Annotated in this window: 22 protein-coding genes; 9 read left to right on the top strand and 13 right to left on the bottom strand. The window is 53.5% G+C overall.

Features of this window, described 5'->3' with window-relative positions:
• Window positions 1-40 precede the first annotated feature (40 nt).
• The gene (locus VV869_RS20215; protein ID WP_337736736.1) at window positions 41-808 is read right to left on the bottom strand and encodes an ATP-binding cassette domain-containing protein; all 768 of its coding nucleotides are present in this window, start codon (window positions 806-808) and stop codon (window positions 41-43) included.
• A 214-nt stretch (window positions 809-1,022) separates the two neighbouring features.
• Between VV869_RS20215 and VV869_RS20210 the strand changes: the two genes are divergently transcribed.
• Entirely contained in the window at window positions 1,023-2,168 is a 1,146-nt protein-coding gene (locus VV869_RS20210; protein WP_337736735.1) for an MFS transporter, read from the top strand.
• Here the strand turns inward: VV869_RS20210 and VV869_RS20205 are convergent.
• Window positions 2,091-4,253, bottom strand: a complete 2,163-nt coding sequence (locus VV869_RS20205; RefSeq protein WP_337736734.1) for a PAS domain-containing sensor histidine kinase — start codon at window positions 4,251-4,253, stop codon at window positions 2,091-2,093. The two genes, VV869_RS20210 and VV869_RS20205, sit on opposite strands and share 78 nt — an antisense overlap.
• A gap of 215 nt (window positions 4,254-4,468) precedes the next feature.
• Between VV869_RS20205 and VV869_RS20200 the strand changes: the two genes are divergently transcribed.
• Window positions 4,469-4,969, top strand: a complete 501-nt coding sequence (locus tag VV869_RS20200; RefSeq protein ID WP_337736733.1) for a DUF3016 domain-containing protein — start codon at window positions 4,469-4,471, stop codon at window positions 4,967-4,969.
• A gap of 84 nt (window positions 4,970-5,053) precedes the next feature.
• Here the strand turns inward: VV869_RS20200 and VV869_RS20195 are convergent, their stop codons facing one another.
• The 5 genes from VV869_RS20195 to VV869_RS20175 form a co-directional block, all read right to left on the bottom strand.
• Window positions 5,054-5,929, bottom strand: coding sequence for a 6-carboxytetrahydropterin synthase (locus VV869_RS20195; protein ID WP_337736732.1), 876 nt, complete (start codon window positions 5,927-5,929; stop codon window positions 5,054-5,056).
• 135 nt (window positions 5,930-6,064) lie between these two features.
• Window positions 6,065-6,733, bottom strand: coding sequence for an outer membrane protein (locus VV869_RS20190; RefSeq protein WP_337736731.1), 669 nt, complete (start codon window positions 6,731-6,733; stop codon window positions 6,065-6,067).
• A 232-nt stretch (window positions 6,734-6,965) separates the two neighbouring features.
• Complete coding sequence (locus VV869_RS20185; protein WP_337736730.1) at window positions 6,966-7,343, bottom strand: STAS/SEC14 domain-containing protein; 378 nt, start codon at window positions 7,341-7,343, stop codon at window positions 6,966-6,968.
• A 208-nt stretch (window positions 7,344-7,551) separates the two neighbouring features.
• Window positions 7,552-9,084 carry a long-chain-fatty-acid--CoA ligase gene (locus tag VV869_RS20180; protein WP_337736729.1) on the bottom strand — a complete coding sequence of 511 codons (1,533 nt, stop codon included), beginning with the start codon at window positions 9,082-9,084 and terminating at the stop codon, window positions 7,552-7,554.
• Between the two features lie 234 nt (window positions 9,085-9,318).
• Complete coding sequence (locus tag VV869_RS20175; RefSeq protein ID WP_337736728.1) at window positions 9,319-10,269, bottom strand: LysR family transcriptional regulator; 951 nt, start codon at window positions 10,267-10,269, stop codon at window positions 9,319-9,321.
• A gap of 282 nt (window positions 10,270-10,551) precedes the next feature.
• Between VV869_RS20175 and VV869_RS20170 the strand changes: the two genes are divergently transcribed.
• The 4 genes from VV869_RS20170 (at window position 10,552) to VV869_RS20155 (ending at window position 15,409) form a co-directional block, all read left to right on the top strand.
• Window positions 10,552-12,393, top strand: coding sequence for a 2-oxoacid:acceptor oxidoreductase subunit alpha (locus VV869_RS20170; RefSeq protein WP_337736727.1), 1,842 nt, complete (start codon window positions 10,552-10,554; stop codon window positions 12,391-12,393).
• The gene (locus tag VV869_RS20165; RefSeq protein ID WP_337736726.1) at window positions 12,380-13,381 is read left to right on the top strand and encodes a 2-oxoacid:ferredoxin oxidoreductase subunit beta; all 1,002 of its coding nucleotides are present in this window, start codon (window positions 12,380-12,382) and stop codon (window positions 13,379-13,381) included. Before VV869_RS20170 ends, VV869_RS20165 begins: the two co-directional genes overlap by 14 nt.
• Window positions 13,382-13,508: 127 nt before the next feature.
• Window positions 13,509-14,516, top strand: a complete 1,008-nt coding sequence (locus VV869_RS20160) for a glutathione S-transferase family protein (RefSeq protein WP_337736725.1) — start codon at window positions 13,509-13,511, stop codon at window positions 14,514-14,516.
• A 284-nt stretch (window positions 14,517-14,800) separates the two neighbouring features.
• Window positions 14,801-15,409: an FMN-dependent NADH-azoreductase gene (locus VV869_RS20155; RefSeq protein WP_337736724.1), complete on the top strand. Its 609-nt coding sequence runs from the start codon at window positions 14,801-14,803 to the stop codon at window positions 15,407-15,409.
• A gap of 418 nt (window positions 15,410-15,827) precedes the next feature.
• Here the strand turns inward: VV869_RS20155 and VV869_RS20150 are convergent, their stop codons facing one another.
• From VV869_RS20150 to VV869_RS20135, 4 genes are all read right to left on the bottom strand, one after another.
• Window positions 15,828-16,529 (bottom strand): helix-turn-helix domain-containing protein, encoded by a 702-nt coding sequence (locus tag VV869_RS20150; RefSeq protein ID WP_337736723.1) that lies wholly within the window; start codon window positions 16,527-16,529, stop codon window positions 15,828-15,830.
• A gap of 61 nt (window positions 16,530-16,590) precedes the next feature.
• Window positions 16,591-17,052, bottom strand: coding sequence for a carboxymuconolactone decarboxylase family protein (locus tag VV869_RS20145; RefSeq protein WP_337736722.1), 462 nt, complete (start codon window positions 17,050-17,052; stop codon window positions 16,591-16,593).
• A gap of 231 nt (window positions 17,053-17,283) precedes the next feature.
• Complete coding sequence (locus VV869_RS20140; RefSeq protein WP_337736770.1) at window positions 17,284-19,221, bottom strand: alkaline phosphatase D family protein; 1,938 nt, start codon at window positions 19,219-19,221, stop codon at window positions 17,284-17,286.
• 82 nt (window positions 19,222-19,303) lie between these two features.
• Window positions 19,304-20,197: a LysR family transcriptional regulator gene (locus VV869_RS20135; RefSeq protein ID WP_337736721.1), complete on the bottom strand. Its 894-nt coding sequence runs from the start codon at window positions 20,195-20,197 to the stop codon at window positions 19,304-19,306.
• 221 nt (window positions 20,198-20,418) lie between these two features.
• Between VV869_RS20135 and VV869_RS20130 the strand changes: the two genes are divergently transcribed.
• Both VV869_RS20130 and VV869_RS20125 read left to right on the top strand, forming a co-directional pair.
• Window positions 20,419-21,771, top strand: coding sequence for an MATE family efflux transporter (locus VV869_RS20130; protein ID WP_337736720.1), 1,353 nt, complete (start codon window positions 20,419-20,421; stop codon window positions 21,769-21,771).
• A gap of 224 nt (window positions 21,772-21,995) precedes the next feature.
• A complete protein-coding gene (locus VV869_RS20125) occupies window positions 21,996-22,847 on the top strand; it encodes a siderophore ferric iron reductase (protein WP_337736719.1) in 852 nt (283 codons plus the stop codon).
• A 34-nt stretch (window positions 22,848-22,881) separates the two neighbouring features.
• Here the strand turns inward: VV869_RS20125 and VV869_RS20120 are convergent, their stop codons facing one another.
• Window positions 22,882-23,397: a DUF2938 domain-containing protein gene (locus tag VV869_RS20120; RefSeq protein WP_337736718.1), complete on the bottom strand. Its 516-nt coding sequence runs from the start codon at window positions 23,395-23,397 to the stop codon at window positions 22,882-22,884.
• Window positions 23,398-23,525: 128 nt separating this feature from the next.
• Between VV869_RS20120 and VV869_RS20115 the strand changes: the two genes are divergently transcribed.
• Window positions 23,526-24,206 carry an ArsR/SmtB family transcription factor gene (locus VV869_RS20115; RefSeq protein ID WP_337736717.1) on the top strand — a complete coding sequence of 227 codons (681 nt, stop codon included), beginning with the start codon at window positions 23,526-23,528 and terminating at the stop codon, window positions 24,204-24,206.
• 203 nt (window positions 24,207-24,409) lie between these two features.
• On the opposite strand, the gene VV869_RS20110 is transcribed toward VV869_RS20115, so the two are convergent.
• The gene (locus VV869_RS20110) at window positions 24,410-25,984 is read right to left on the bottom strand and encodes a tripartite tricarboxylate transporter permease (RefSeq protein ID WP_337736716.1); all 1,575 of its coding nucleotides are present in this window, start codon (window positions 25,982-25,984) and stop codon (window positions 24,410-24,412) included.
• Window positions 25,985-25,986 lie beyond the last annotated feature (2 nt).

Raw genomic sequence — 25,986 nt, 5'->3', positions numbered from 1 at the left:
ATAAAATTGCAAAAATCACACGCACTTGTCGTTTCCTTTCTTAGCGTACATAACTGATGGGCTGACCGGTTTCCGGATGGTTGAACAGTCCGAGCGGCACCCCGTAAACCGATTCCAGAACCGTCTCTTTCATCAAATCCTCCGGCGCGCCGGAAGCCAGCACCGCACCAGAGTGCATCGCGATGAGATGGTCGCTGAACCGCGCGGCCATGTTGATATCATGCAGCACCATAATCACCGTCAGCCCGAGGCTCTGGTTCAGTTCGCGGATCAGCGACAACAACTCATACTGGTGCGCCACATCCAGCGCCGAGGTCGGCTCATCCAGCAAAATGCATTGACTGCGCTGGGCCAGCAGCATCGCCACCCAGGCGCGCTGGCGCTCCCCGCCGGACAAAGTACTGACAAACCGGTTGGCAAATTTCACCAGCCCCACCCGCTCAATGGCGTCGTCGACCAGTTGCTCGTCTTCCGCAGAGTAGCGCCCCAGCGCCCCTTTCCAGGGATAGCGACCGAAACGCACCAGTTCGCGTACCGTTACGCCGTCCGTCAGGGGCGGGTGCTGCGGCAGATAGGCCACTTTTAGGGCAAACTCACGGGCATTGAGTGCCGCAACCGGCTGCGATTGCAGCAATACCTGGCCCTGACTGGGTGCCTGCTGGCGGCTGAGCAATTTGATTAATGTGGATTTTCCGCTGCCGTTATGGCCCAGCAGGGTGGTCACCTGCCCCTCGGCAAATGACAAGGATGTCGGATGGAGAATGGTTCGCTCACCGGCCTGGAATGCGGCATCGACTAAGGTAAACATCTTGGATTTGTGTACTCCGTGTCTGCTTCAAGGAGCCGTTGTTTCCCTTACGGCCTAACAACCTTGATATAAATAGCAATAATTTGTATTTTCATTGTAAAAAATATCATTACCGCTGTCATTCACTGACTGATCAAGCTGAGATCTCTCCACCATGGCGAATGCTCGTGCAACCGAAACACCTACAGCAGACCTCCCCCGAGGAGCCCGACCTTTGTTCATTGCCGCCATTGCTGCCCTGATGGGGATCGGTCAAAGCAGTTTGCTGGTCTCTCTCCCGGTGCTGGTCGAACAGTCCGGGCTCAGCCTGAGCACCTGGTCGGTGTTGATTGCCCTCGGCAGTGTCTTATTTTTGCCTGCCGCGCCGTTCTGGGGACGGATGAGCGATCGAATTGGTCCCAAGCCGGTGGTGCTCACGGCATTGTGCGGTTTACTGGTGAGTTTCGGCGGGTTACTGGTCGGGGTGATTCTGGCCGGACAGAACCGCTGGCCGGAGGCTGGGATCATTGCCGGTCTGGCGCTGGCACGGATCATCTACGGCTGTACCGTGGCCGGAATGGTCCCGGCCGCCCAGCACTGGGCCATCGCCAGTTGCGGCGAAGCCCACCGGCTTCAGGCCGTCACCACCATCAGCGCCGGGCTGAGCACCGGTCGCCTGGCCGGTCCGTTGCTGGCGATGCTTGCCATTGCGTGGCATCCACTGGCACCGTTTGTCCTGATGACGGTGTTCCCGGCGATCGCGCTGGTCCTGGCACTGCCCTTGAAGGTACCGGCGCTTCCGAGCGCCCCGTCACCGGCCGACAAAACAGCCAACAGCCGGCCCGGCGGTGCGTTACTGCCTTTCCTGCTGACCGGCGCTGCCCTGGGCTGCACGATTTCCTTGCTGCAATACACACTCTCGCCGCTCCTGGCGGCGCTCACGACATGGTCGACCCCGGAAATTACCCGCGCGATCGGGCTGTTACTGACCCTCAGTGCCGCGGTGACCCTGCTGGTACAGCTCACCGTGCTCAAAAAACAACATCTGCACAGCCATACCCTGTATCGCGGTGGTGCGGTCGCGCTGACCCTAGGCTTTGCCCTGTGTCTGTTTCCGTCCTGGATGGCCCTGATCCCGGCCATGGCCATTCTCTCGGCCGGTGCCGCCATGCTGGTACCGGCCTACACAACCCGGGCCACCCAGGCCCAACCCGGCGGGCATGGCCTGGTTGCCGGGTATCTGGCGATGTCCCATACCGTGGGCTACGGGCTGGCCGCATTGCTGGCAGCAACCAGCAGCTATTCAGTTCAGTTGCCGATCGGGCTCTGCCTCGGCTTTGCCGGCCTGATCCTCGGGATCGCCATTCGAGTCAGCCGCTAAGGCCTGTTGCAGGACCAGCGTAAACATCATCCCGGGTTGGCGCACACCACGCGCATCCGTGTTGTTTGCCGCGCTGATGCTGCCTTGCATATCCCGCATACTGTTAGCGGTGATCGACAGCCCCAGCCCCAGACCTTCACCCATTTTTTTGCTGGTCTGGAATGGCTCAAACATGCTGCCCAGCTTGTCCTCGCTGATCCCGGTGCCGTTATCGGTCACCTGGATCACGAGCTGCGCCCCTTGTTCGGCCGCCGTGACCACCAGGCTCGGTTCAGTCGTTTCGGCCATCGCATCCAGTGCGTTGCTAATCAGGTTGCCCAGCACCTGCATCAGGCGTTGCGGCTCCCCCAGCACTGCCGGCAGCTGAGCCGGGATCCGGATCCGAACCTGCACCCTGTCCAGCCGCTGCTGATGAATGCGCAGCACTTGCTGCAACGCTTCGGGCAACGACGTTGGCCGTAACTGCTCCGGCCGGTTGAAGGCAAACGTCTTCAACTGGCTGGTCATGTTCGCCATCCGATCCAGCAAGATATTCACCAATTGGGTGTTGGCCATCAGCCGCTGGGTCTCCCCCCGCTCGATCAGCAGCGCGTTGCTCGAGAGCAAGGTTTTGAGCCCGGTCAGCGGCTGGTTCAGCTCGTGGGTAATGGCGCTCGACATTCGGCCCAGAGCGGCCATTTTGCTGGTCTGCACCAGCTCTTCCTGCGCTGCCTGCAACGCTTTGGTCCGCTCCTGTACCCGTAATTCCAACGACGCATTGGCCGCCCGTAAGGCAGTTTCGGCCTTCTTCCGTTTGCTGATATCGATCACGGTGATCAGCGACTGGGTCTCGCCATACCAGGGCAACGTACTCAGCGAAAACAGCACCGGAAAGCGCGAACCGTCGCTGCGCTGGGCCATCGCCTCCACCCCGGAGATCTCCCCCCATTCCTGGGGTTTGGTGAGATTTTTCAAAAGCAGCATGACCGTCGAGTTACCGGTATGGGTTTCAAATAACTGCCAGGCCAACAGATGGCGGATCATTGAAGGCGACAGGCTGAAATAACGCATGGCTGTCGGATTGATTTCACTGATCTTGCCCCGGCTGTCGACCAGCAACAGTCCGACGTGGGTTTTGCTGAACATCCGGCGCAGCCGGGCTTCGGATTCAGCCACCAATTGCTGCAACTGCTGCCTGGAGCGCAGCTTCTGCCGCCGCTCGGCCACGAACAACCCGAGTCCCAACAGGGCAATAAAAATCATCGCCGCACTGATCCCGAACCAGAACACGGTTTGATTCAGTTCGGCTAGCGGGGTGAGGTAGTAAATATTCCAGTGCAGATCATCAAGCGCCACCGTTTGCACCAGATACGATGCCTGGCCAAGTTGCCAGGTCGCCAGATTGGCCCCGCTATAGAGCCGGATCGCCTGCATGGGATTGTCGGGCCAGCTTTTGGCCGCGTCATTAAGCCATGCGGCACTGAATTTCTCGCTGCTGGAGAGGAAAAAGGTATGGGCCGGATCGCTGATCAGCACCAGCTCATTTTCTGCCAGCCAGGACTCCGTCAGCGTGCCGAGCCCCACTTTCACCACCGCAATGCCGATGATCCCTGACGGCGTGTATACCGGGGCGGCGAGAAAATACCGGGCCTGGCCGTCCACCATTTTGCTGAGGGTTACCACATCCCCGCCCTGCTGGCGCAACGTGTCGGCAATCAACCGGCCGTCGGCATCCCGCCAGTGAGCCGGCTGCTGGCTGGAGGCGACCAGATCTCCCGCCGCGGTCAGGATATACCAGCCTTTGGTGTTGGCGGCTTTATCGAGTTGCGCCAGATACAGCGAAACCTGCGCCCGGACTTCCTGCTCACCGGCCAGCAAGCGGCGGCTGTCCTGGTGCTCAGCCACCAGATAAGGCAAATAGTGATAACGCTGCAATGCCCGGCGAATATCGCCGACATAACTGAGCAGCCGATCCTCCCCGGCCGTCTGCGCTGCTTCCAGCAGCCATTGACGACACAACTCGCGAGTTGCCTGAACACCGGCAGCCATCAGTAACACAAACGCGACAGCCACCAGCAAGCGTTTCATTCGACGGGACAACATCATTCCTTGATCCACGCAATACCATGCCCCTAGTGTGCTGGGCGGAGGGCGTAAAGTCGAGCAACGCCCGGAATAACAACAAGCTAGGTCACTGTCTGTGTGTCGAGAAACGGCTTACCGGGGGTTTGATACACTTAACGATGACACAAAACCGAAATCATCATGGCGCTGCACATCCCGGCAGCAGTCATATACCCCACAGTCGGAGACGCTCGCACATGAAACGACGATACTGGTTGCTCCCCTGCCTGCTCTGGCTCGCCACGCCGTCCTGGGCTGATGAAACCTTTGACATGCCGCCTGTCTCGATCACCTGGGCCAGTCCCGACAAGTATCGTGATATGCGGACAACAGCCGGGAGCCAGAGCCGTTTCGAACAACAGGTTTTTGAAACGCTTTCGGTTTATTTTCAGGATGCGGCCAAGCGCTTTCTGACAGCCGAACAGACCCTGGAAATCACGGTTGTCGACCTGGACCTGGCCGGTGATGTCCGGATCAACACCAGCGGCCAACCCCTGCGGATCTTGACCATTATCTCTTCACCGGCGATTAGCCTGAGCTATCAATTGCTGGAGGGGGAGACCGTCGTCAAATCAGACAAAGTCTGGCTTACAGACCTCAACTATCAGTCCAGCGTCACCGGGCTGAGCCATCGTGCTCCGCTGATGTATGAAAAAGTGATGATCCAGCGCTGGATTCAAAAGACGTTCCGTAACTGAAGGTTCATCCGGTATCCGGCGCATAAAAAAACCGCAGCCCCGTCGCTCACGGTCTGCGGTTTTTCTGAAGTGTCGGCCGGCGGCTTAACGCGTCGCCATCGCCCCTTTGCCCACCCCTTCGTAAGCGACAACTTCCAGGGTTTTATCAGCCACCAGCGGCTTGACTTGCTCGGCAATGTAATGGGCCAGCAGCTCAACCGTGGTATCAGTCTCGAGGATCTCCGTTTCCGCTTTGGCAATCGCCAGCTCAAACTCACCCTGCGGTGCGGTGTAACGGAAACCGTAATGGGTTTGCGGCGTCGCTGCCGCCGCATGCTGGCTTAAATTCAGCTCACTCAGCTCGGCCAGATCTTCCCGGGTCCCCAGGTAAATATCCTGCCAGCGCTGGGCCCATTGCTGCTCCAGCGCCGCATCCCGGTGACCATCCACCAGCAACTCGACCGGCGAACGGTGGCCATGGGCAATCCGCTGGCAGTTGCCGTCATGCTTTTTCAGACCATGGCTGTAGTGATAAAACGCACCGTCAAGTTGTTCATGGCGTAACTTCAGTTCCAGCCCCTGAACATTCTCCGGCAGGTTCCCCTTCAGGACCTGATGCAGGTGGCGGGTGACCGACTCAATCGTCACCGCCTCATCTTCAATGAAGCAATACGCTTGATCCGGACAATGCAGGTGAATACTCTTCTCGTCACGCAACAGATCCACCGTGGTATACCCCGGCTGACTGCCTGCAATATGGATCCGGGCATTCTGGGTCGGCACAATCAGGCGGTGATCCACATATGTGTCAACCAGTTGCTTGATCTGCTTTTTGACCCGACTGAAATCGAGCACCATGCTCATTTCGTTCAGCTCACCCGACATCACCACATCGAGAATCCAGCTCTCCCCGACCATCCCCCGCTGACCACACAGGTATGAGGCGTCAATCACGGTTAGATCTCTGACAAATAGCTTCAAACTGAAGTCCTTATTGATAATCGTTGTCATAAAACCAGAGCGGCATTATACGCAGCTCAAGCCGGTAGTAAACCTATGGACACAACCATCCCTGCGAAGATCGTCCGCTGCGTCAGGCAAGCCGGGCATTGCCGACTAAAAACGATAACTCACCGCGGCGTACATGGAAGAAACGCCGTTTTGCTGAGACTCAAAGCGAACGGCATTGCCGTTACTGTCAACCCCGTCCCAGGTTTTAATGTCTGCCGGCAGGCGGGAATGGCGAACCCCCAGTTCCATGGCAAACTGATCCATCACGGTCCAGTTGACCCCGGCCTGGACACCGAACACGGTTCCACTGACATCGAACCCGCCATGGAGATCTGACTCTGACTCCACCCAGGCATAGCCGAAGTGCAACCCGACAAACGGCCGAATGTCCTGTCCGTTTCGGAACATGTAATCGCCACTGAGCAGATGCAGGTTCGCCACCGTCTCAAAACTCAGATCATTGGCAAATTCGCTCTCCGAGCGGTGATGCTCATAGCTGTAGTACAGTCGGCTCCGACCATCCGGAGAAAAAATCCCGATATCCAACCCGCCGAATCCTTCGCTACGCGTGGTGTCAGCTTCCTGCTTATTCGTCTCGCTGATCACCAACTGATCGGAGTTACTGATCTGGCTCATGCCGCCCTTCAGGCTGGCAAAATACGAATAAGGTGCCTGTGCCGGGGTGGCTGTTGCCTGCGGTTGTGGCGTTTGTGCCCAACCGGTCAGAGGAAGCAGGGCCAATACACATCCTGCCGCGACTGTCTTTTTATCCATGATAAACCTGTTCTGTCTCACTTCCGTGGCAACCTCATTCGGAGCGACTGCATTCGAAGCTATCTCACTCGGAGCCATCTCATTTGTGGTCGCCTAATCCGTGGTCGCCGGATTCATGGCAACCAAAGCGCGCAAAAATATGGCAGGCACAACGCCTGCCATACCCCAATTACCGGGTATCTTAATTCATTCGCTATATCAATACTATAATCACATCCCAGTGGTCCTGGGATCAGGCTCGCAACCAGCCCAGCGCCTCCAGCGGATCGTCAAAATAGCGAATTTCCCCCGCCACAAACCAACTGCCGACCTTGGTCATCACTTCCTGCCAGCGGCTATTGCCGTAAAACGCCACTTTGTTGAATTTCTTGCCGTGTTTCAGGCCCAGCTTGAGATCATCCCAGGCCGCCTGCAACTGCCAGCCTTCAAAGTCCGTCCCGTCAACATAGACATTCACCACCGGGCTATCAATCCCTTCCAGCGCCTCATCCACCATCGGGGTGATTTTCTCGTAATCGGCATGCGTCAGGGTGCCAATCACTTTAAATTCCATAAAGACGACCCCGTTCACCTTTTCAATATCCATTGACAGACCATGTAAGTTACTCATTACACCTCCTCAAACACATTGGTTTCCGGCTGAAATGTGCAAGCCACACGACTCTGTATGCCACATCTTCCGGGTTTCTTTTCAGTGTAATACGGATACGGGAAGACAGCGTGGTCCCCGGAAACAACAAAGCCTCCGGCAGGTACTCTGCCGGAGGCTTGACGCATGACGAGCTGATGTGGCCGAACCCAATGAGTGACACCGTCACTTAAATTTCAGCGCGGAGATCTTTTTTCAGGATTTTCCCCGTGGCACTCATCGGCAACTGCTGGCGGATCACGACACTACGCGGATACTTATAAGATGCGAACTGCGCTTTCCCCCACGCCTGTAACTCGGCTTCCGTGGCAAATGCCCCTTCTTTCAGAACCACATAGGCCCGGATCTCTTCACCGTATTCCTGATCCGGGATCCCGAGTACGGCCACCATCGACACCGCCGGATGGGTCATGAACACCTCTTCAATCTCGCGCGGATACACGTTGAATCCACCGCGAATGATCATATCCTTCACCCGATCGACAATATACAGATTGCCCTGCTCATCATAACGCCCGATATCTCCAGTGAAAAACCAGCCGTTGCGCAGCGACCGCTCGCTCTCTTCCGGCCGGTTCAGATACCCTTTCATCACATTATGGCCGCGGATCGCCACTTCGCCGTCTTCACCGACGGGCACCGGGTTGCCTTCGAGATCGAACAAACGGATTTCTACCCCCTGGATCGGCTGACCAATCGAGCCCGGGATCCGCTCGCGATCCAAGTGGTTGAAACACGCCACCGGCGAGGTTTCCGACAAGCCGTAGCCTTCAAGGATCGGCACCCGGAACTGACGCTCAAATACGTGGATCACCTCTTTCGGCATTGATGAGCCGCCGCTGATCGCCACCCGGAGCGAAGAGACATCATGATCGGCAAAGGCATGATTGAGGGCGATATACATGGTCGGCACACCGGCAAACACCGTGACCTGATGCGTTTTGATCAGCTCAAGCACCGTCTGCGGCTCGAAGCGAGGCACCAGAACCATGGTCGAGCCAGCCAGCACCGCCGCATTCATATTGACTGTCTGGCCAAAGGAGTGGAACAACGGCAAGGTCACCAAGTGGACGTCATCGCCCTGAGCCGCCATCAAATTTTCCGTCACCAGCGCGTTGCAGACCATGTTGCTTTGCGTCAGTTCGGCGCCCTTGGGCAGCCCGGTCGTACCGGAGGTATACAGGATCACCGCCGTATCTTCCCCGGAGCGGGAAAGGTAATCAAATTCACCCGGCTGATCTTGGATAAAAGCGGAGAACGTCGGTTGCCCGTTGTACGACAGCTGGGCCTGATCAGCCGTCATCACGATCATGTGCTCACATGCGTCAACTTGTGCAAAAGCGGCGACTCCGGCGGCCCCCATCGGCAAGGCATCGGTGCCTTCGAAGCAGAAATAAAACCTGGCCTGAGAATCTTCCAAGTGGAATTTGATTTCCCGCTCTTTCAGTAAGACATTCAACGGCACCACCACCGCCCCGGCTTTCTGGATCCCGTAGTAGATGATGGGGAAAAACGGCAGGTTCGGACAACTCAGCGCCACGCGGTCCCCTGGCTGGATCCCTTTGGCGACCAATCCGTGGGCAACCTGACTGGCCAGCGCATCAAGCTGAGCATAAGTGAGCCGGGTATCGCCACAGATCACGGCAGGTTTATCCGGTTTACAACGGGCATTTCTTTGCAGCGCGGCAGCAAGATTCATCATAGGTGACTACCTTGTCATTGTTTGAATTTCGTTGAAATATAAATTAAATATCCCTGATATTCAGGGATATTTAGCGTTTCTATCCAAATAATAACTAAAGAAGCCCAGGCGTGCTGTCAACGGACACTGAGCCGATTGTTAATAATCTGTGATCGGCATAACCACCGGTGACTCAACCGTGTGCAAATCTGTGATTTACACTGATACAGCGGTATGACATCCACATCATAGACTTCAATACTCCGAAGGTTGTGTCGCGCGACTCGACATCCAGCTGCTGTGAGCTGTTTCTCCCTGCTCCTCAAGCATCTGGACCAGATATTCAATAAACACTTTTACTTTCATCGGCATATAGTCCCGGCTGAGATAATATAAATATACCGCTTGATCGGGCGTACGCTGCGGTGGAGAAATCAGCGTCAGTTTGCCTTCTCTGACAAGGTCTCGCGCAAGAAAGTGAGGCATCAATGCGATGCCGACCCCTTGGCTGGCCAGCTGTGCCAACGCATATCCGTTGTCGACAATAATTTGATAGTCGGGCTGAATCTCAACCGCTTGATCATTTTGGGGGTAGGTGATCCCAAGTATGCGTCCCGATTGTCTGAACCGGTACAGTATCCAGCGATGCTGAGTGAGCTGCTCTGGGGAATTGGGTCTGCCGAACTGCGCCAGATAGGACGGACTCGCGAACATCCCCATATCAATAGGACAAAGTCGTCTTGCGATCAGGCTGCTGTCATTCAATTTTCCGCTGCGCACCGCAATATCAATACCGCCTTCCACGATATCCGTATATTCATCTGAGAAGCTGAGATCGAGCTTGATATCCGGATATCGCCGGCAAAACTCAGGGAGTAAAGGAACCACGTAATGCTGCCCAAATGAATGGGGCAAACTCACCTTCAGCGTACCTGTCGGTGCGATCGAACTTTGTGTCAATTGCGCTTCGCCGCTCTTGAGCAAAGCGAGGACCTCACGCGCAGTTTGCAAGTAGTTGGCGCCTGCCTCAGTCAGTTGTATTTGACGTGTTGTCCTGTGTAATAGTCGCACGCCCAGGCTTTTCTCCAGTCTTGAGATGGCCTTGCTGATCGTCGAGGGTGATTGGCCGGACTGGTTGGCCACGGCAACAAAACTGCCGTGCTCAACCAGTGAGACAAAGAGCTGTAACAAGTTTAGTTTATCCATCGCAGACTCAGATTGGTGAAAAATCTTCATTAGTAAAGTGACATACAGCGTATTTTTATACCACCTGATCTTTTTTAATATAGCGCAGAAATATCGCACGACTTACTCGTCACGCCAGATTGTTCAGTCGTACCTTAAAGCATGACAAGTCCAAACTGACAAAGATAATTCATTCTTATCAGTTAGTTGTGGTGATTCTTTTAAAATATTGAAAGAAACATAAAACAAACTGATTCACTCAAACAAGCGCACCAAAGCACCTACCCGTACTCGGAGGTTTTCATGACATTAATTCAACTTGAGCGTGACGTGATCTGCTTTGCCGGTGACTCAGGAGATGGCATTCAGTTACTCGGTGCTCGGTTCTCACATCACGCCGCGACATTGGGAAACGACGTGATGACGTTACCTGATTATCCGGCAGAGATCAGGGCGCCTGCTGGCACAATTTCGGGAGTTTCCGCATTCCAGATGCAGTTTTCTACAACTGACATCTATACAGCAGGTGACGAATTTTCAGTATTGATCGCTCTGAATGCAGCGGCACTGAAAAGCAAAATCACCGACTTGGTGCCTGGTGGTTTAATCCTGGCAGATGAAGAAGGGTTCAGTAAAAAGAACATTGCACAAGCCGGCTATCACGATAACCCTTTAAATGATGGCAGCCTGGCTGACCATCGTATCATTGTCGATAATTTTACCCGTTTAACGGTTCAGTCGCTTCAGGAGCTGAATTTACCTTCTAAACAAGTCAAGCGAAGCAAAAACTTTTTTGTACTCGGTATCGTCTTGTGGATCTACAACCGCCCACTGGCCCCGACCGTCAAATGGCTGCAAGAACAGTTTTCGGACAACCATCAAGTGATGGAAGCCAATATTCTGGCATTAAATGCAGGCTTCAATTATGCCGAAACAACAGAAATATTTGGTGAAAGTTTTTCAGTGGAAGCTGTACCCGAGAAAAGCGGGCTGTATCGTACGATTTCGGGAAATGAGGCATTATCACTGGGCTTTATTTGCGCAGCAGGAAAATTGCAGCGCCCTTTGTTTCTAGGCTCTTACCCCATAACCCCTGCGTCGGATATTTTGCATACCTTATCAAACTATCAGAATTTCGGTGTCAAAACCTTTCAGGCTGAAGATGAGATAGCGGCTGCCTGTGCTGCGCTTGGGGCTTCTTATGCCGGAGCTTTGGGCATAACGTCCACTTCCGGTCCCGGACTTTGTTTAAAAGCCGAAACACTCAACTTGGCGGTGATGACAGAACTGCCTCTGGTGGTGATTAATGTGCAGCGAGGCGGCCCGTCGACCGGGTTACCCACGAAAACAGAGCAGTCCGATCTTATGTTTGCCATGTATGGTCGTAACGGTGATTCCCCTTTGCCTGTTTTAGCTGCGGCTTCCCCGGCGGACTGCTTTCACATGGCGCTGGAAGCCAGCCGGATTGCGACAACCTTTATGACCCCCGTGATATTGCTCAGCGACGGTTACTTAGCCAATGGTTCTGAATCCTGGCTGGTCCCCGATCCTGAGGAGATTACATTGGAAGTGGTGAAACCAAATCCGGATGCTGAGCCATTTTATCCTTATCAACGCGATCCTGTGACCCGAAGCCGCCCTTGGGTCACACCAGGCACCAAAGGGAAAATGCACCGTATCGGCGGGCTGGAAAAGCAATCCGTGACAGGAGAGCCTTCGCACGATCCCGACAATCATCAGCAGATGACGCAAGAACGTGCAGCGAAAATTGCCGGGATCAGTGCATTTATACCCGAACAGCTATTCACCGGGAGTCCTGACGATCATCTGCTCATCCTGAGTTGGGGTAGCACGCATGGTGCTGTCACGACCGCGGTCAAACAGCTTCGGGAGCAAGGGATGGCGATCGCTCACGCCCATTTGCGTTACCTGAATCCGTTTCCTGCCAATTTAGCCGCGATCATTGCCGAGTTTGAACATGTCCTAGTGTTTGAACTTAATGATCAACAGCTGGTGAAACTGATCCAAGCAGAATTTGCAATTCAGGCCCGGAGTGTCACTCAGGTAACCGGGCTACCGTTTAAAGTCAGAGATATTGTGAAATCGGTGATTGACTATTCCGGGGAGATCAATGATGGGCGTTGAAGTACTGAACAGAAAAGACTTTGCCTCTGCAACGCAGATTAAATGGTGTCGTGGTTGCGGTGATTTCAATGTACTGAAAACAATGCAGGCTGTGCTTGTAAAAACGGGGCGAACGCGTGAAAACAGTGTCTTTATTTCAGGCATCGGTTGTTCATCCCGTTTTCCCTATTATCTGGACACTTATGGCTTTCACACGATTCATGGCCGCGCTCCGGCGATTGCCACGGGCGTGAAAGCGGTCAATCCGGATCTGGATGTGTGGGTGATCACCGGTGACGGTGATGCGCTCAGTATTGGGGGAAATCATTTTGTCCATGCCATCCGGCGCAATCAGGATATTAAAATCCTGTTGTTCAACAATGCCGTTTACGGCCTGACCAAAGGCCAGTTTTCTCCAACGAGTTCACAGGGGGCAGTCTCGAAGTCCAGCCCGTTGGGCTCTCCCGATCATGCATTAAGGCCATTGGCGCTGGCGGCTTCAGCAGATGCAACCTTTATTGCTCGGACATCAGACAACGACCCTGCCCATATGACAATGGTATTCGAGGCGGCTGCGAATCATCAAGGGACAGCGGTTGTTGAGATCTTGCAAAATTGTGTAATTTTCAATGATCAGGTTCACGAACCATACAATGGCGTGAACAACCGTGATGAACAATTACTTTACCTGAAAAATAATGAGCCACTGCTATTTGGTAAAGATCAATCCAATGCATTGGTGAGTGATGGCTTTGGTTTCAAGGTCGCAAAGGCAAACAACGCCTGCCGCCTGGTCCATGATCCAGCGGAAGAGAACGCTGCTTATACATTTGCGTTAGCCAGCCTGAGCTACCCAGAGTTCCCTGTACCGGTTGGTATTTTTCGTCAGATTCAGCGGCCAACCTTTGATCATGTCTTAACCAAACAGCAAAGCATCGCAATTCAAAAGAATGGTCCTGGCGATTTAAAGGCACTGTTACAAAAAAATAGTTATCAGCGGTTGATTTAATCACATCCCGAAAAAGCAACCGTTGAAAGATTCATCTTTCAACGGGGCATGATCAATTGGCCTGAATCTATTTATTTGGGGCATCTATTTTGACGGATAAATATGAGAATTAAGAACAGGCCATAAAATGAAAAACAGCACAAAAATAAATGAAGATATCACACCGACGCCATTACCAGAGGGCACTGTCGTACTCCATGATAGCAACAACATATTTTGGGGTGAGGTATCTTCTACGTGTCGTGGAATATCAAAATCTCCACGACATCCAACGCTTGAAATCAATCTCGTTGACCCATGCTCCGGAAAAGCATTCCGCCTGAAAGGCACAGCTGAATGTCTTGAGATGAACTCAGCGGCGGTTGGCGAACTCAGCCTGAAAGCATCTCAGCATTGCAAGCAGTTCTTTAACGGAGAGTTCGCGCGGCATGATCCGGCAGATTTCGAGTTCATCGGATCCAAGCTGTGTCCATTCGCTCAGCGAGCCGTGATCACCTTCCTGCATAAGCAAGTGGACTTTCGTATTCGCTATGTCGATCTGTCAGATCCGCCGGATTGGTTCTTGACGCTTTCTCCCAACAAGAAAGTGCCGCTATTAGTCGTCAATAATCGTGATGTTATCTTCGAGTCGGCCGTGATTAATGAACTCATTGATGAACTGACACCGAATCGCCTGCAACCGAATGACCCGATTCAAAATGCACAAAATAGAAGCTGGGTTGAATTCAGCTCGGCATGTTTTATAGACACTCTACACATGACAACAGCCAAAACTGAGGCATCATTTTTCGAGGTGGTCCGAAGCAATATGTCTAAGCTCAAAGAAGTCGAAAAGATTCTTGGGGACGGGCCGTACTTTAATGGTGCAGCGTTTTCTCTGGTCGACGCTGCTTTTGCACCTCTTTTCATGCGCTTACAGTTTATCGACCAATATCGGCCTGTATTCGACGAAACAGCAATACCGAAAGTGGCACGGTGGATGAAACAATTACTGGCATGTACGGCTGTTACCCATTCGGTCGTCCCTGAGTTTCATGAGCTCTACAAAGCGCTGATCTGGAAGCGACAGGGCTATTTATCACATTATCTTACTCATATTGATAAACGTCCGTGCATCCAGCCTTCTCTTTATTAGTTTTTTTATGAGTCTCTACTTATCGGGATGCTCCAGAGCGAGTCCATCTTTATGCTAAGAGCGCGAGCTGAAGGGAGCCACTCTCCGGTTTGAATACCCCTTGTACAATGGCAGCGTGAATACGCTGACACACATGTTTATAGTCAAATTATTTGGGCTTGTGTTTTTTATTGATCCTATGGCTCCTAAAAATTGAGAACTTATGGCCCTTATTGTGAACCTTGATTCTTTATACCAAATTATCTATGGCAACAGTATTTATCCTAATTATTCTGGAGGAGCACATGAATATCTTATTAGTCAACAGCAGTCCGAGACAGCATCAGTCCTGCACCTATCTCCTGGCTCAGACTATCATTCAGCAATTGTCGAAGGAGAGTGCTGTTGAAGTGACTGAAACAGATGCAACAAAGTTACCTCATCTTGATGCTGATTATTCAATGGCTGTTTGTTCGCCCGGTTTGATGCATGATGAGTCAAATGGCAGTTTAGCACTCTCAAATCAACTGATTTCCGAGCTAATCAACGCTGATTTCGTGATCATCGCTTCTCCTATGCATAACTATTCTTTACCTTCTGCTTTAAAAAGCTGGGTTGATCATGTGGTTCGAGCTGGACGTACGTTTAATATTTCGCCGACAGGAAAACATGGCGTATTAAACGACAAACCAGTTTATGTCCTTGTTTCGTCCGGCGGAAGGTTTTCTGGAAAAGAGGCTTACCAAGCTGACTTTTTTACTCCTTATATGAAAGAAGTCATGACGACAATAGGATTGAAGAATATTCAGTTTTTTACCATTGAAGGCACTGTCGGAAGCCATGAAGCCGTACGGGAAAAAATTGAATCAGTGCAGAATCAAGTGAAATACCATCTGGAAAATGCCTTGGTGTAGCGAAAAAGTACACTTTCAATTATCCCATTAAAGCCACCTGTCTCATCATGACAAGTGGCTTTAATAAACTTAAGTGAATATTGACCAGTATTACCCTATAGAACAATACTCAGCGATAAAATTTTACAAAATAGCCTCTAAGTAACTGTTCCTAAATTTAGAACACTGGCAAGAAGAAATTGAAGGGAACTCGTAGCGTTTGTGCGATCTGATCAGTCCCAACCATACAAAACTCACAAAACAGTACCGAGTGCCATGATTCTATCATTACCCGACCGGGCAGAACGACGCCGTATGGCATAAGAGCAGGAGAAAAATAGCGTTGACGTCATCGTCTCTTGTAAATGTCCTTGGTCACCACTTTCGTTCATTTATAAGGTATTCATCAATGATGTACTGGATAAGCGCCAATGAAACTTCATATTTTCCCAGGGGTAATACATGCAATCACCCGGAACTCCCTTGTCATATGGGCCTGATCACTAAACCCAAATTGTTGAGCAACATCGGCCAGATTTTCATTTTTGTGCTGCCGTAAAAAGCTGACTGCTTTTTTCACCCTTAAAATACGCTGATAATGTTTTGGCGTCATTCCCAGCCAGAATTGAAAAAGACGCTCGATCTGCCGTTGGCTGAGTTGAATATTCTCGTTCAGCTGCCCTGGCGCTTCACCTATTTCAATGCCTTTCAGCGCTCGTTCCAGAGAGACCGGAATCACGTTGGTAAAACTCAGGTTATTTTCTGTCCACCGGTATAAAGCATCAATCTGACCAGTGTTATCTTTTTGCATCCGGAGTTCGGCGTAGATTTGATAGAGGTGATACTGTTCATCTTCTGCCGGAGATAAGCACGTTGGTTTGTCAAAATGTTGCCCTAATACGCCATAACCAATGGCCGGATGAAAGCGAATTCCGGCTATCTTAGACCCAGGAGAGAGAACAATGTTTTCTGACACCTTCTTGACCGGAAGCATGATGACACCCTGTGGCAGAGCTTCATGACCAATTTTCACGTCACCGGCAAGGTTAAACAAAATGCCACTGCCCGCATCAGTATATAAGGGCTTCACAACCGGATCGGATTGAAGTTCGGAGACCGATGCTAACCAGATCCCTTGCACAAACGCAGACAGCTGCCCCGATGGTTGAGACAGCTGAAAGTTAAATGCTTGATGAGCTAATTTACTGTGGCTTATAGCTACCTACCTCAGGCTTAAATGTTTTAGCAATTCGATTCCAGCTGTTGATGGCATTAATTGCAATGGTTAAGTCTACAACGGCCTGTTCACCTAATTTCTTTACGACTTTCTCGTATCTATGATCTTCGACTGGCTTACCTGAAGTCAATAGCTCTGCCCAATCCAAGGCTGCAATTTCAACCTCTGAATAAAAAGGCATATCACGCCACGCACTTAAACCAATCAGACGCTCCTGGGACTCCCCTTGTTCAAGCGCATCTTTGCTGTGCATATCGATACAAAAGGCACATTGATTGATTTGTGACACTCTCAGTTTCACCAATTCCCAGACACGAATGGTCACAGTTCCCGACACGCTAAATTGCTCTCGCAAGTAACCTTCCTGACTCATCAGAATCTGCATAGCTTTGGATGCAAGGCCGTAGTAGTTTGCACGTACAGTCATCTCTTATCTCCTCATTGATTGTGGAATAACAAGATAGCTTATCGTTCAGAACAGATATTGAATATTTCCGACACGCCATCGCTCAAATGGGTGACAGATAAACGGCTTAAGCGAGGGCATAGACCATGAGATTTTTCCGGCTTTTCGAAGCAATGCATAATATCGCCTCGAAAAGCATCATGATCATCCCCCCTATCGTTCAACCGTTGGAGCAAAGATCAATGAAAAGGATCAGTTTTCCGCAATGGGTGGAAAACTGACCCGCTTGCCGGTGGATTGCAAAATCGCGATTTCGCTCGGCTTGCCTTCTTCATCGAGCCTGAGCTCCCCAATCGCGCTGTGGTTGACCAGACGACGTTTGCCCGGTGTGTCCGGATCCCGCTTCAGAATCTTCATGCGTTTGCGCTTGGTCAACCAGTTCAGCGGCGAATGCGGACTGTACAGCGCCCGGTCCATCAGATCGCAAAACCGCAGCAACGCCCGGGGGAACTCATTTTTCAGGCCACTGGAGGTGATCTGAAAAATATTCGGGCTGCAGCGCCGAAAACGAAGCTTGATGTCATAGGCGAAGGAATAATGCACATCACCGGACAAAATCACGAAATTGGTCGGCGTTTTGGTATGGGAAAAAATACTCAGCAACGTATTGGCCGAACCGGGATGGGCCATCCAGTTTTCAGCATCAACCATCAAGGGCTGTCCCAGCCAACTGACCACCCGCTGCAAAGTCTCGATGAACTTGACCCCGAAAATCGGGGCCGCCGAAACAATAATGACCGCCGGTTCACGCAGCAGGGACTGTTGTAATTCGGTCAGCGCTTCCCAGTCCATCAACCCCGAGGGTTTGTTCATTTTCGATTCCGAGCGCCAGCGCCGGGTCCGGGTATCCAACACCAGCATTTTCGGCGTGGTGTCGATGGTATAGTGCCATTGTTCGAACCGATACAACACGTCAATGAAACGATCCTGGTGCGCAGCCGTCGGCTCGGCAAAAAAAGTCGTCGCCAGCGCCATAAATTCATCATCAAACGAGGCCGGATCATTGCCCCAGCCTTGGCAAAGCCAGTAACTGAGCAGACCGTTGCCAATGATCCGCCGCGCCAACGGATGACCGTAGGCTGCTTTTTCCCACCCCACCGTCAGGTTCCAGTCATCCGTGACATCATGATCATCAAAAATCATGTAGGTCGGAATATGTGCCATCAGGCGCTGAACCTGGGGTAAACCGTCGACAAACGCGTCAATATGCGTTTTTTCTTCCTGCCAGTGCTGCTGCCACTTCTCGGCCAGCACCTCGCCGCCCCAGCGAAAGCCGCATTGCTGCAATCGCGCCCGGTTGGTCAGCTGCCACAGCACCGGCGACCAGACCAGCAGGTACATGGCGAAAAATTCACTCAGCCCCATCAGGTGATTTTCATTTTCCCGCGAACTGAATACCGGTTTGCTGCGATGGGGCAGCCATTTCATCAGCGGGTGGTCATCCGACAACCCATAACCGCTGTCGACATAGTGCGGCAGGATTTTATCGCGGCCATAAAAGTTATGCGGGTGCTCATACAGGGCAGCAGTATCGGACACAGGCCCGTCGGGGAACGTCTCACCCGGCAACCCCAGCAGAGCAATCACCTGCTGGATCACATCCAGCGTTGGCCCGGCAACGTGATCGGCATAGATCTGATCGCCGCTCATCATCAACAGCGCCGGCCGATCGGCAATGGCAAGGGCTGAAACTTTTTCATCTGCGGCCACCAGACTGTCCCGGCTCGGATGATGGGGATTGCGGCAAGAGCCGTGCATCACGTAGTCCGCCCGGCGTTTAATGATCAAAGACAAACGCTGCGACTGCGGATACAGCAGCGTAGGCACCAGCGCCGTCAATTCGCCATCCTGGGTCTGCAACTGGTATTCCAGGGGCGTTTCCACCGGAAAATCCCCGCGGAATGTAGCCTGAACGATCCAGGCAGACTGACCTATCTGCAGCTGCGACGCTTCGCTGAGGTCCGCCAGATAAAACGGGTCGCCCTCTCCCGGCAGGTAAAGAGAAAATTGTCCCTGAAGCGGCGCTGTTGTCGCCAGCCAGATCGTCAGCTCGGATGCCGTGCATTTTCGCAACACCGGTCCAGCCAGAATCAGCGGTAAGGATGGCGCAGAATTTTCACAAGATTGCATGACGGGCAATGGCGACTCCTTTGAGGTTTGATAGGGGCATCATACCGCATCAGCCTCCTCTTTTTGCTAAGAAAACGTCAGGTTACACACGGCCGCTGTGGCGGGGAAACATCTCCCGCAGCGCGTCATACATCCAGGTCATCACAATGCCTTTGCCCTGATCCCGGCGCTTGACGACCCCCATTTCAACCAACACCGAGTCCGGAATATGCTCGGTCGACAGCTCAACCAATGCATCGGCATACCACGCCTCCCGGGCGACATGCTCCGGGATCAGCGCCCAGCCGAGCCCGCGGATCACCAGCGCCGTGATGTAATAGTAACTGTCGATGTGCCAGTGATTGGGTGAAATCGGCCGGGCCGGCACTTCCCCCATTCGATCCCGGATCACCAGTTGGCGATACGCGTGTAGCTCAGTCAGGGTCGGCGTCGGTTGGGTCGCCAGCGGGTGGTTTGTTGCCACCACCAGCGCCTGATGAAACTGGCCAATCGGCATGAATTCCAAATTTTCCGGCGGCGGCTTCAGGCGGAATAAAATGCCGAGATCAGCCCGCTGCTCACTCACCCAACGGGCAATATCGTCCTGGGAGCCATTAATGATGGTCAGCTTCAACAGCGGGAAACGCTCAGCGACCCGCAGGAAAAAGTTCTCGAACGAAGTAATGGGCACCGCTTCGTCCATGGCCACGGTCAGGGACACCTCTTCACCGGTCGAGGCTGTCATCGCCCGGGCCTGCATGCGCTGACACTGGGCCAGCACCGCCTGCGCTTCAATCAGCATCTCCCGTCCCTGCGGGGTCAGCACCGGCAGCCGGGCACTGCGGTCAAACAGATCAAAACCAAGATCAATTTCCAGATTGGTGATCGCCGTACTGATCCGTGACTGTGCCTTGCCGATCTGTCGCGCCGCCGCAGAAAATGAACCGCATTGCGCCGCGGCCGCAAAAGCTTCCAATTGATCCAAGGTCCAGTTCATGTGCGTCTCTCTGTTCTCATCTTCTCATGCGCAATCAATACACAATCAATGCGCCATATTCACCCGCTAGCTCAACCCGGCGGCTCTGCCTGACAGATCTGTTCGCCGGATCTATCTGCCAATCTATCCGCCAATCCATCCGAATAGCGGATGGATACTAACTTTAATCAATCCGGATTGCGTACATAATGTCGCACATTCCTGCTTCAAGACACAAGATTATGCAACAGCTAAACAACACAACATATTCCGTGCGCCGGACCTTCTGGCGCTATACCCTTCCTTCCGTCGCCGCGATGCTGGTCAATGGCTTATATCAGGTCGTGGACGGTATCTTTGTCGGTCACTATATCGGGGCGGACGGTCTGGCCGGCATCAATATGGCTTGGCCGATTGTCAGCCTCTTGATCGGATTGGGCTTGTTAGTCGGCTTGGGATCAGGCAGCCTGATTTCCATCGCTCGGGGTGAAGGCGCGACGCAAACGGCCCGGACGACCCTGTCGACCGGCCTGGGCTTGATGGTTTTGCTCGGGGGGCTCATGATGATCCTGCTCGCAGCATTCGGTCCGGCCCTGATGATGGCTCAGGGCGCAACCGGCGCAGTACTGCTCCAGGGCATCGAATATATCGACATTTTTGCCTGGGGCGCGGTCTTCACCATTGCCGCCGGTGCCCTGCCGATGCTGGTGCGAAATGATGACAGTCCGAACCTGTCGACAGGGATCATGTGTCTTGGCGCCGGGCTCAACATCCTGCTGGACTACCTGTTGATTGGGGTCATGGCGCAGGGGTTGGCCGGGGCTGCACTCGCCACCATCCTGTCTCAGAGTGCTGTCAGCCTGATTGCCCTGGGTTATTTCTTTTCATCCAGGAGTGCATTGCGACTGACTTGGCGGAGCCTGTCTTTTCGCGTTTCGCTGGCGCTGAAGTCCATGGGATTAGGCATGTCCGTCCTGTCCATGTACGCCTACTTCGGTTTTGTGGTCGCGGTGCACAACCGACTGTTCATGGACTACGGCACCACCACACATGTTGGTGCGTTTGCAGTCATCGGTTACCTGATGGCAATCTATTACCTGTTGGCAGAAGGGATTGCCGGCGGGATGCAACCGCCCATCAGCTATTATGTCGGCACGCGGCAAGTCGCATCAATCAAAACCACCTTGCTGCTGGCGATCAAAGTGACGGTACTGACCGGCCTGGGCTTTGTCGCTGTATTCAACTTATTTCCGGAAACCATCCTGGGCTGGTTTATCCAGAACGATCCAGCTCTGATGGAGACCACAGTGCACGGCCTGAAGCTTCATTTGTTCGCCCTGTATCTCGACGGCTTCCTGGCCCTTGCCTCTGTGTACTTCATGGCAGTGAATCAAGGCGGTAAAGCACTCGTGATTTCAGTCGGTAATATGCTGGTTCAACTGCCTTTCCTCTACCTGCTGCCGCAATGGTTTGGCCTGGACGGAATATGGCTCAGCATGCCGCTTTCCAATATTGTGCTGTTTGCGGTGGTGGCGCCAATGGTATGGCTGGATATCAGCCAAAGACAGCTGCAACGCCGCCCGGCCAGCGTTTAACAACCGTCACTGCGGTTCCCGTCATTTCCCACCCCACGGGAAGTGACGGGCTGTAGCCATACGTTTCCCGTTCCAACCTCACCCTTCCAAACGGGATTAAGAATGATTATTATTAACCATCAGAGATCAGCGCCAGTTAAAACAGATCCAAGCCTTTGGTGCTCCCATATTCAGCAACCACAAAAAGAGGCAGCTTGATACTGCCGCTTTACAATGTAAATACAATGAATCAAATGCAGGCTTACCAGCGCTTATTTCAGCTCACGGAGCAGTTCATTCCGATCATGAAGGGAGAGCTGGACTTAACGTGTGCGCCGGACATCCAATCGGAGACGAAGCTGGATCCTCAGCAGCAGGATTTTCAGCAGCAAGATCCTCAGAAAAATCAGCCGAAAATCATTGCCGGGCAGGCTGAAACCGACGCGCATTTTCAGGCGCTCTACCAATTCTGGGAAGCGACGCATCCGGAGGCCGGCCATCCCTATTGGCTGACCCGAAGCTGGTTAATGAGCATCTGGCAGCCGGTCTACCTGGCCGTGTTCAGTGTCTACCTGCTGAAAGCAGTGCCGAACCTGAAAAACATGAGTCAGCACTATGCCGAAGGCGTGGTCGCCGGATATCACCTGGCACCGGAGGAGCTGACTGAGGGAGATGACAGCCAGCTCATCCAAAACGCCTGCGCGCACCTCATCGCCCTTGTGAATCATTTCCAGCACCACTTTAACGCTTTTACCCGGCTTCGCCCGGGCATGACCCGCCCCCTGCTGGCGGACAGCGTTCTGGAAGCGCTGGCTGCACTGGCGAATCACTTCCCCGATGCCGCCCCAGGCGACTTAAAAACTCATGCCCGGATGTGGCTGGCCGAGCTGGCGCTGGCATCGCGTCATCTGGACAGCCTGAGCCAAGTCGCTCCAAAGCAGAACGATAGTTCGCCATGTTGGCAAGTGGCGCGGATCAGCTGTTGCATGCATTACCGCCGCCATGACGGCAAACTCTGCGCCAACTGCCCGCGCGCACAGGCGAAAAACCAACGCGCTGAGTCCCGTACCGGCACTTGTGAGCGCCGACAATCGTAATCGGCCGTTGTGGCCAGAAATGCGCCGCGCTATCTCAGCTCCAGACCCGACTGACCAACACCGCGGCAATGTACAGGCCAATCCCGTATGAGGTATGCGCCACCAGGCTGCGGAACCGCATCAGGTTCGGGCTCGGCGTTTTCGATGCCGCAATCCCCGCCCCCATCCCGGGCTGAAGAATCAAATACGGTGCCAACACCGTGACCACCCCGGTCATCAGCGCCGGCATCAACGTCGGGTTCACCGCCCATTCCAGCCCGACGATGCCCAACAAGACCGCAGCGAAAATAATCCCAATCAGATAATGCGCGACCCAGCCAATCACGGTTTCACCGGGGATCGGCGCCGAATTGGCAATCCCCTGATGGATCAGCTGTCCCCGGGGAATATGGCCCAGCCAGCGTCCCACCATCGAATAATTCAGCGACGGGATTTGCCACAAACGACGTTGCGCCCAAGCCCAACCATCCATCACCAGCGTGGCCCCGGCCCCAATTAACACCGAACTTCCAACCCATTGAACCAGATCGATCATTGCGATTTCCTCCATCGCTATCCTTTCCTGATGACCAACTTCCGTCTGCACTTCAACAACCCGGCAACCACTCGACGATCGTCAGCTCACCTGCTAATATAACATTCAATTGAATTATTGAATGATGAATAAGTGGCTGTTTTATGTCAAGTCTTCACGACAATCCGCAAACACAAATTTTTACGGAACTGGCTGAGCTGGCCCGCTGCCTGGGAAATGCACACCGGCTGGCCCTGCTTGAGCATATTGCCCAGGGGGAGCGCCCGGTCGATCGGCTGGCGGCGCTGAGTGGCTTGTCCGTTGCCAATACCTCTCAGCATCTGCAGCATCTGAAACGGGCCGGGTTTGTCTCCACCCGGCGCGAAGGCAAACAAATTTATTACCGCCTGAGCAGCGGTCCGATAGAACCGCTATTGAGCGCTTTACGTCAGTGCGCCGAGCATAACCGGGCTGAGGTGCAGCGATTGATCGCCGACAGCTACCAGCGCCCGGACAGCCTGGAAGCCATTTCCCGCGACGAGCTGCTCACCCGGATGCGCGAATCCAGTGTCACCCTGCTGGATGTCCGGCCACAGGAAGAGTTCGCTCTGGGCCATATCCCGGGTGCCGTTAATATTCCGATTGATGAGCTGGCAAGTCGTTTCGCGGAGTTGCCATCCGATCAAACCGTCATCGCCTACTGTCGCGGCCCCTATTGTCTGCTCTCGGTAGATGCCATTGACATATTAGCGAAACAGGGACGTACTGCGCTCCGGCTGAAAGAAGGGTATCCGGACTGGAAAGCCGCAGGGCTGGCCATTGAAACACCCAATCAACCGGAGTGAGCAGGATACAGGCAGAAACGGTGAGAAATGCGCAGGTGCTATTGGTGCAGAAACTATTGGCGCAGAAGCGATTGGTGCAGGAGCTATTGTGTAGGAGCGATAGGAAACAAACAGAAGCTGTGAGTGACGGCAGCAAGTGCCTGAACAATAAAAATCCCCCCGGGCCAGAGAAACCGTGACCCGGGGGCGAAAAGCACATCAAATTACTTGTTCACCTCACACGCCTGCGCGGCACGCTGCGCAGATGGTTCAGCGGTGCCCTGAGCGGCGTTTTTAGCCGCCTGGCGTTTGTCCTTGAGCGCAGTGAATAGCGGCAACATCAACGCTAACACCGCAAAGATCATGATGCACAGCGTCAGCGGACGCTCCCACAGGAAAGCGTAACTGCCATCGGACAGCGTCAGGGATCGGCTCAGGTTCTTCTCCAGAATGTCGCCGAGAATAAAGCCCAGCAGCATCGGGGCCATCGGGAAGTTCAGCAACTTCAGGAAAGTCGCAATCACGGTAATGATCACCATCATCTGGATATCAAAAGCATTGAAGCTGACCAGATACACCCCGGTGATCGAGAAGAACAGAATCAAGGGGATCAGGATCGGACGTGGGATCACCAACAGACGCGAAATATACGGGATCAGCGGCAGATTCAGGATCAGCAGCACAATATTGCCGAAATACATCGAGATAATCACCGACCAGAACACATCCGGGTGATCCACGAACAAACGCGGGCCAGGCTGGATACCGTACGCAATCAAGGCGCCCAGCATGATCGCCGTGGTGCCGGAGCCCGGGATCCCCAAGGTCAGCAACGGCACAAACGAACCGGTCGAGGCGGCGTTATTGGCCGACTCCGGCGCTGCCAGACCACGCAGGGCACCCTTACCGAATTTCTCTTTCTCCGCCTTCGGCGCCAAGTTGCGCTCCATCCCATAACTCAAAAATGAGGCGATGGTCGCACCGGCGCCCGGCAGGACGCCCACCAGAAAACCGAAAAATGAGGAGCGGGTGATCGTCGGGGCCACATGCTTCACTTCATCTTTGCTCAGCTTCATGCTGCCCAGTGAGTCCATATCCATCTGCGGCTCAGCTTCTTTGTGCTCACCACGCAAGACGGTCATCACCACCTCGGTCAAGGCAAAGGTCGCCATCGCGAGCAGCAGGAAGCTGATCCCGTCAATCAAATCCATATTGCCGAATGTAAAGCGCGGACTGCCGGACATCACATCAACCCCGACCGTCGCAATCATCAGGCCGAAGACCGTCATCATCATCGCCTTGAGCACCTGGCCCTTGCCGGAAAATGCCGCCACAGCGGTCAGACCCAGCACCATCAGGGCAAAGTAATCACTGGACTGAAAACTGAGCGAAACTTTCGCCAGCGCCGGAGCTGCAAACAGCAACACAATCGCCCCGATGGTCCCGCCGGTAAACGAAGAGTATGCAGCCAGCGCCAGCGCCTTACCGGCCTGCTTCTGCTGGGCCAGCGGGTAGCCGTCAAACGCGGTGACCACGGTACTGGCACAACCCGGGGCATTGATCAGGATCGACGAGGTCGAGCCGCCGAAAATGGCGCCATAGTACACCCCGGCCATCAGGATAATCCCGGAAGACGGGTCCAGACCATAAGTGATCGGGATCATCAGCGCGATGGCAGAAATGGGGCCCAAACCGGGCAGCATGCCGATGAAGGTTCCGGCAAAACAGCCGACAATCACCATCAGCAGATTAAAGGGCATCACCGCTGTACTCAGTCCCGACAAAATTCCATCAAACATTG

This window comes from Photobacterium sp. MCCC 1A19761 (genome assembly GCF_037389125.1).
Classification (GTDB): domain Bacteria; phylum Pseudomonadota; class Gammaproteobacteria; order Enterobacterales; family Vibrionaceae; genus Photobacterium.
The sequence above is the reverse complement of the archived record's forward strand: the minus strand, read 5'-3'. Positions and strand labels throughout refer to the sequence as shown.

Excerpts from the sequence above, each read along its gene's own strand:
- VV869_RS20215 (WP_337736736.1), bottom strand. The coding sequence starts at position 808 with ATGTTTACCTTAGTCGATGCCGCATTCCAGGCCGGTGAGCGAACCATT.
- VV869_RS20205 (WP_337736734.1), bottom strand. The coding sequence starts at position 4,253 with ATGATGTTGTCCCGTCGAATGAAACGCTTGCTGGTGGCTGTCGCGTTT.
- VV869_RS20200 (WP_337736733.1), top strand. The coding sequence starts at position 4,469 with ATGAAACGACGATACTGGTTGCTCCCCTGCCTGCTCTGGCTCGCCACG.
- VV869_RS20190 (WP_337736731.1), bottom strand. The coding sequence starts at position 6,733 with ATGGATAAAAAGACAGTCGCGGCAGGATGTGTATTGGCCCTGCTTCCT.
- VV869_RS20185 (WP_337736730.1), bottom strand. The coding sequence starts at position 7,343 with ATGAGTAACTTACATGGTCTGTCAATGGATATTGAAAAGGTGAACGGG.
- VV869_RS20180 (WP_337736729.1), bottom strand. The coding sequence starts at position 9,084 with ATGATGAATCTTGCTGCCGCGCTGCAAAGAAATGCCCGTTGTAAACCG.
- VV869_RS20175 (WP_337736728.1), bottom strand. The coding sequence starts at position 10,269 with ATGGATAAACTAAACTTGTTACAGCTCTTTGTCTCACTGGTTGAGCAC.
- VV869_RS20170 (WP_337736727.1), top strand. The coding sequence starts at position 10,552 with ATGACATTAATTCAACTTGAGCGTGACGTGATCTGCTTTGCCGGTGAC.
- VV869_RS20165 (WP_337736726.1), top strand. The coding sequence starts at position 12,380 with ATGATGGGCGTTGAAGTACTGAACAGAAAAGACTTTGCCTCTGCAACG.
- VV869_RS20160 (WP_337736725.1), top strand. The coding sequence starts at position 13,509 with ATGAAAAACAGCACAAAAATAAATGAAGATATCACACCGACGCCATTA.
- VV869_RS20155 (WP_337736724.1), top strand. The coding sequence starts at position 14,801 with ATGAATATCTTATTAGTCAACAGCAGTCCGAGACAGCATCAGTCCTGC.
- VV869_RS20145 (WP_337736722.1), bottom strand. The coding sequence starts at position 17,052 with ATGACTGTACGTGCAAACTACTACGGCCTTGCATCCAAAGCTATGCAG.
- VV869_RS20140 (WP_337736770.1), bottom strand. The coding sequence starts at position 19,221 with ATGCAATCTTGTGAAAATTCTGCGCCATCCTTACCGCTGATTCTGGCT.
- VV869_RS20135 (WP_337736721.1), bottom strand. The coding sequence starts at position 20,197 with ATGAACTGGACCTTGGATCAATTGGAAGCTTTTGCGGCCGCGGCGCAA.
- VV869_RS20130 (WP_337736720.1), top strand. The coding sequence starts at position 20,419 with ATGCAACAGCTAAACAACACAACATATTCCGTGCGCCGGACCTTCTGG.
- VV869_RS20125 (WP_337736719.1), top strand. The coding sequence starts at position 21,996 with ATGAATCAAATGCAGGCTTACCAGCGCTTATTTCAGCTCACGGAGCAG.
- VV869_RS20120 (WP_337736718.1), bottom strand. The coding sequence starts at position 23,397 with ATGGAGGAAATCGCAATGATCGATCTGGTTCAATGGGTTGGAAGTTCG.
- VV869_RS20115 (WP_337736717.1), top strand. The coding sequence starts at position 23,526 with ATGTCAAGTCTTCACGACAATCCGCAAACACAAATTTTTACGGAACTG.
- VV869_RS20110 (WP_337736716.1), bottom strand. The coding sequence starts at position 25,984 with ATGTTTGATGGAATTTTGTCGGGACTGAGTACAGCGGTGATGCCCTTT.